Genomic DNA, 5755 nt, shown 5'->3' with positions numbered 1-5755 from the left:
GGGTCGAGGTCCAGATCAACCGGTCGCCTTCGGGAAAGAAGAACGAGCAGGCGTCGCGCCCAACGTCGTTGATCCGTCTCGACTCGGTGCCGTCGAGCTTCATGGTGTGAACGTGGTAGTCGACATCGTCGCCCATCTTGCCGTTGAAGATGAGCTGCGTACCGTCGGCCGAGAAGTAGGCCTCGGCCGCCATCCCCTGATGGGGTACTCGCGTCACCGGCAGCTCGGCGAGGGCTGTCTCGGGCGCCGTCTCCTCGGGCACCGGCTCTTCGGTTGCCAATGGTGGCGGCGGTGGCGAGCAGGCCCCGGCGAGCACCCAGAGGCCCGCGAGCACGGCCAGGCCTGTAGCAGCCCGGCCGCCAGATCCAGATCCTGCGCTCGTGAATCGTGTGGTCATTCTCGCCGCTACCTTTGGCTCTCGAAATCGATGGCCACTCCAACGTGGTAGTTACGGCCATCCTCCCAGACCTGGAGATTGCCGGGGATGGGATTGCCGGCGGCGTCGCGCCGGAAGATGTCGGACTCGTCGAAGAGATTGTCGGCCCGCGCCCACACGCGGAACTTCTTGCCGCTCACCTGAAGGGTCTTGCTCGCCTGCAGGTTCCACAGGGTGTAGCTCGGCGTGAAGCTGCCGTCGGAGGTGCCCGGGGTCTCCTCGCCGCGATACTCGGCGCGCAGGTTGGCGCGCAGGCCGCGGCCGGGATCCTGCCAGAGAAGTTTGACAAACGCCGTATCCGTGGCGGTGCCGCCGAGGTCCTCGCCGTCGTCGTCTTCGGCATCGAGGTAGGTGTAGGCGACAGAGGGCGTGAAGCCTCCGGGAAAGTCGATCGCCAGCTCGGTGTTGAAGCCCTGGCGCGTGGAGATCCCCGGGATGTTCTTGTAGCTGAACGGCGGGGTGAAGTCTCCGAAGTCGAAGACGATGGAGTTGTCGAGCTCGGTGTCGAAATAATCGATCGAGGCGTTGACCCTGGAGCCGAAGTAGGTGAAGCCCACGGTCAAGGCATCCGAAGTCTCGGGTTTCAGATCGGGGTTGCCGACGAAGAAGAAGGGGATCTCGATAAAGAGCTCGCCAAAGCGCGGCGCTCGGAAACCGTGCCCGTAACTCGCCCGCAAACGTGTCGTGTCGCTTGCGGCGAACACCGCGCTGAGCTTGGGACTCGTCTCGCTGCCGTACTCGCTGTCGTCGTCGTAGCGCACGCCACCCGTGAAGGTGAACTTGGGGCCCAGGTTGAGCTCCTGCTGGAACCAGGCCACGTTGAGATCGCGATCGACCTCGGTCGAGTCGGTTCCGGGCCTGCGCAGGGAAGACCGGTCCATCTTCTGGTGGCGGTACTCGAGGCCCGCCTGAAACAGCTGGTCCTCGCTCAGCGCCTGCCAGCTCTTGCTCAGGCTGGCCTTGCCCTCGGTGTTCCACTCCTGCCACGGCGGCACCACCTCGACGCGGTCGGGGTAGACATCGGTCTCGTCGCGGTCGTACTTGCCGTAGGTCAGCGTTACGTTGAAGGTGCTCGAAGGGGAGAGCACGAAGTCGAACTCCGGAGACAAGGTGTAGCGCACCAGCTCTAACTGCTGGTCGAATATCTCTTCCCCGAGCTGCGTGGCGCCGGCAAAGAAGTTGTCCTTGACGTCTCGGCGGGAGTAGTTGACAAAGAGGCGGCCGACGACGTCGTCTGAGATCTGGTAGTCGCCGTTCCCCTGGAAGTCGACCCGTTCGCTGCTGGGCTCCCCCTGGGTCTGCGGGTCGGCCGAGTCGAGGTCGTAGCCGTCGAAGGTCCGGAACGAACCGATGAGCTCGAGCCCGTATCTACCTTCGCGCTGACTGAAACTGTCGGAAAGGCGGAAGTCGCTGTGGGAGCCCGCCGTCAGCTCGAGTCGGTTGTGGGTGCCCGGCTCGGCCTTTTTGGTGATGATATTGATGACTCCTCCCAGCGCATCGGTGCCGTAAAGGGCCGAGCCGGCGCCTTTGACGATCTCGACGCGCTCGACGTTGGTCAGGTCGAGGTCTTCGAGATTGAAGTTGCCGATGCCGTCACGGCCCAGGTAGCGTCGTCCGTCGACCAGCACCAGCACTCCGTCGTTGCCGACCCCGTTGATCGAAACGTGGCCCCGGCCGCCTCCGGAGTGGACCACGATGCCGGCGCCGGCCTGCTCTCCGAGAACGTCCTTTGCCGACTGGCCACCGGTATCGAGAATCTGCATCTCGTCGATCAAGGTGGTGGGCTCGGCCACGTCGAGCAGCAGCTGTTCACGCCGGTTGGCGGTCGAGACCGTGACCGACGAAGAGAATCGGGTGAGGGCGAGCCTGGCCTCCACACCCGCCCGTTCCCCCGCGACCAACGTAACTCCCTCCCGGAGGTAAGGCACGAAGCCGTCCAGAACCGCCTCGACCCGATAGGTGCCGCCGGGTAGTGCGGAGAAGGTCGCCAAGCCGGCGGCATCACTGACCTGACGTTCGCTGATCTCATAATCCTGATCGCTTACCTGAACCGTGGCTCCCGGGACGGCCCCCCAGCGGTCTCTCACCGCCACCTCCAGAACCGCACCGGCCCCTTCCTGGGCAGCTACCAACCCCGTAGTCACGGGCAGCACCAGGAGGAGCGTAATTGTCAATGCGATGAGTTTTGGCCTCTTTGTGTTCATGACTTCTTCCTTCTTTCGATCTGGAACGGTGATCTGGATGGTCCGCCAAACGACGAAGCGCTGAGCGCGTCTGTCGCATAGGTTGCCCATCTCGAGTTGCCCGTTAGCTTAGGTGCTCATCGCCGGTGACGGACCACCCGTAGGAGCGGATAATCGACCCACCCTGCAGAGGTGGTCGCCGCCCGCTCTCAATGAACGATGACCGCCCGGTGGCGGGCGGGATCCAGCCACTCGCGGGCGAGTCGCTCGAGTTGGTCGCGGCTCACCTGGTCGAGCGCCTCGAGGGCGTCCAGGTCCTCGCGCGCCTCCACGCCGGTAAAGGCCCGCAGGCCGAGATAGCGGGCGCGGTTGACGGCCGTCATCCGCCGCATCAGCGCTCTACTTCTGAGAACCGCCCGGATTCGCTCGATGTCCTCGTCGTCAACCATGCGCGTGCGCAGACCGTCCATCTGGCTCCGCAGTCCGGCCAGGGCCTGGTCGCGGTTCTCCGGCCGGGTGCCCATCTCGAGGGTGAGCCAGGCGAGCGCCGGCTCGGCGGAAAAAGCCACGGACGCTCCGAGCCGGTAGGCCAACCCCAGCTCTTCCCTCAGGGTCATGGCCAGTCGATCCGACGCGATGGCCGCGAGGAGCGTCAGCCCCGGGCGATCGGCGGCAGCCACCTCGTCGATGAACCCCAGATAGATTTTCGCCTGATCGGCCCCCAGAGCCACTTCGACCGCCGGTCCCGGCGTTCCTGTCAACGGCCACGAAGTGACCGTTGGCGACTCCGGACCGGGCGCGGCGGAGGCGAATCTCTCCGCGACCGCACCGAACACGTCCTCCGGTTCGTGGGGCCCGACCACGCTCAGCACCAGCGCTCGCGCCCCCAGATAGGCGTCGGCAAACTCCACCAGATCCTCGTGGGTGAGCCGCCCCAGACTCGCCGGTGACCCGACGAGAGGCCTGGCCAGAGGATGATCGGCTCCAAGGAGAGCGGCCCGGTAGGCGGTGCGGCCGACCTCGGTCGGGGAGGATGCCTGCTTCTCGGCGCGCACCAGGCGAGCCGCGTGCAGGGTCTCGAACTCTCCCTGGCCGAGCGCCGGCAAACGCACCAGCTCGGCCAGCAGATCGAGCGCCGGCAGCCAGTTGCCACTCTGGACCTCGAGACGAACAAACGAGTGGCTGGGGCTCGTGTAGTAGTCATCGTAGGGGATGAAGTCGGAGTCGGCGGTCTTGAGCTCGGCTCCAAGTCTCTCGAGCCGCGCTTCGAGCTGGGCACGGTCAGAGAGCCGAGTGCCACGCGGCAACAGCCGGTGCAGAAGATCGGCAATCCCATCTTGGCCTTCGGGCTCCCGCGCGGACCGGTCTCGAACCAGGAGGTGGAAACCGGTGACCTGGGTCCCCGCCTCCCTGGACGCCAGCACTCTCATGCCATTGTCGAGAGTTCGGTCGAGATCCGCGGCCGTGAGACCTGCAGGCGGCGGCGATTCGGCCCTCGCCGCGGCGACGATCTCCCCAATGGGCTCGATCGTCGTCTCCCGGGCGCCCGGGTCGACAACCACGACTCGGGCCCGGCGCGCCAAATCATCAAACAGCAGTGCCGCGGTGGCCGCCACCTCTTCGGGGGGCGGCTCGGGCCGCTGGTCGGGTCTGAGGAGCGGCGCGAGCGAGCCGGTGCAGGCGCCCAGAGTGTCCGCCACCATCATGCCGAGATAGTGCAGCCGCTGGCCCATGAGGAGCTCTCCGGAGCGCGCGGCGGCGCTCGCCCGCATCACCTCGACCGGACCAAAACCCGGCTGGTTCAAACCGCGACGGCCGGTGGCGTCGAGAGCCTCGAGGAGCTTCCGCGCCACGGCGCCCGAATCGGTGCCGGGCAGCAAATCGGCTCGAATCGAAAGGGCGCTGCCCACCGGTCGCGGGACGTAGGTGGCGGAGATCCGCGTCGCCTCGTCGCCGGGAACGGCTCGCCGGAGGGGACCGGCCTCACTCGAGAGAATCGAGGCCATGATGCTTGCATCCAGGCCGCCGGCCTCGCACGGACCGGGGGCCGGCAGAGTGACGCTGATCACGGCCGAGGCCGCCTCCTTGCCGACTCGGGTCACAGTGCCATCTCCGGGACCCGCGAACGGGTCGGGTATCGGAGGCAAGGGCGGCCGGGGAGCTCCGGCCGCGGCCGGGTCGTAGATCCTCTCCACCAGCTTCAGCATCTCTCCGGCGGCGAAGTCACCGGCTACGAAGAGAAGAGTGTTCTCGGGAACGTACCGTCGCTCGTAGTACTCCCACACCCGGTCGCGCTCGATACCGGCCAGCGAGTCGTAGGTGCCGATGACCGGACGAGCGTAGGCCGTTTTCGGAGAGGTCCGCTCACGAATCGTCAGGTCGACCTCGTGGTCCGGCCGCGAGCGATCCTTGGCGATCTCCTCGAGGACTATCTTGCGCTCCTTGCCGTATTTGTCCTGCGGGATCGTTGAATCGAAGAGCATCGCCGCTTGAATCTCGAGACCCTGGGCCGCATGGGCCGTGGGTACCAGCATCGTGAAATAGGTGTGATCCTCGTCGGTGTGGGCGTTGCTGTAGCCGCCGATGCGGTCCACCGCGGCGTACAGCTCCTCCTGATTCATCGTCGTCGTCCCGTTGAAGAGCAGATGCTCGAGCAGGTGGGAGGCACCGGAGAAATCTTCCGACTCGAGAGCGGAACCGGCTCCGATAATGGCTGTGGCGCTGACCATCGGGACTTCCCGGCGCTCGGCGAGAGCCACCCGCATGCCGTTCGGGAGCACCGTCTCAAGGTATCCCGCTTCGGGAGCGGTTTCGGGATCGGTTGGAGCGAGCTCAGCCGCGGCTGCCGCCGCAAGACAAGCGAGGAAAACACAAAACACTGAGGCGGTGGTCGACTTCATCCAATCGCACATGACAGAAGTATAAGTCGGCCGTGGCCCCGTGCCCGAAGGCCCACCCGATTATCTGGCTCGACTCAGGCCGGAGCGGTGATGAACTCGAACAGGATCGCCTGTTCGCCGTACTGGGCGATCCGCCGGCTGATCGCCTTGACGATCTTCTTCTGACGCGCCAGCAGCGCCTCGATCTGGCGGCCGTCCAGATACGGGGCGAGCCGCTCGCGTACCGCCCCCGCATC

4 protein-coding genes are annotated in these 5755 nt (G+C 65.9%); all 4 read right to left on the bottom strand.

The window, feature by feature from the left end:
- Positions 1-397 (bottom strand): hypothetical protein (locus tag GY769_18115; GenBank protein ID MCP4203838.1); only part of this gene is annotated, 397 nt, incomplete at its 3' end.
- An 8-nt stretch (positions 398-405) separates the two neighbouring features.
- The gene (locus GY769_18110) at positions 406-2640 is read right to left on the bottom strand and encodes a TonB-dependent receptor (GenBank protein MCP4203837.1); all 2235 of its coding nucleotides are present in this window, start codon (positions 2638-2640) and stop codon (positions 406-408) included.
- Between the two features lie 188 nt (positions 2641-2828).
- On the bottom strand, positions 2829-5519 hold the full coding sequence (locus GY769_18105; protein MCP4203836.1) for an insulinase family protein: 2691 nt from the start codon (positions 5517-5519) through the stop codon (positions 2829-2831).
- Between the two features lie 74 nt (positions 5520-5593).
- Positions 5594-5755, bottom strand: a 162-nt coding sequence (locus GY769_18100; GenBank protein MCP4203835.1) for a hypothetical protein, incomplete at its 5' end; no start/stop codon positions are given.

Source organism: bacterium (assembly GCA_024224155.1).
GTDB lineage: Bacteria > Acidobacteriota > Thermoanaerobaculia > Multivoradales > JAHEKO01 > CALZIK01.
This window is presented reverse-complemented; position numbering and strand designations above follow the sequence as displayed.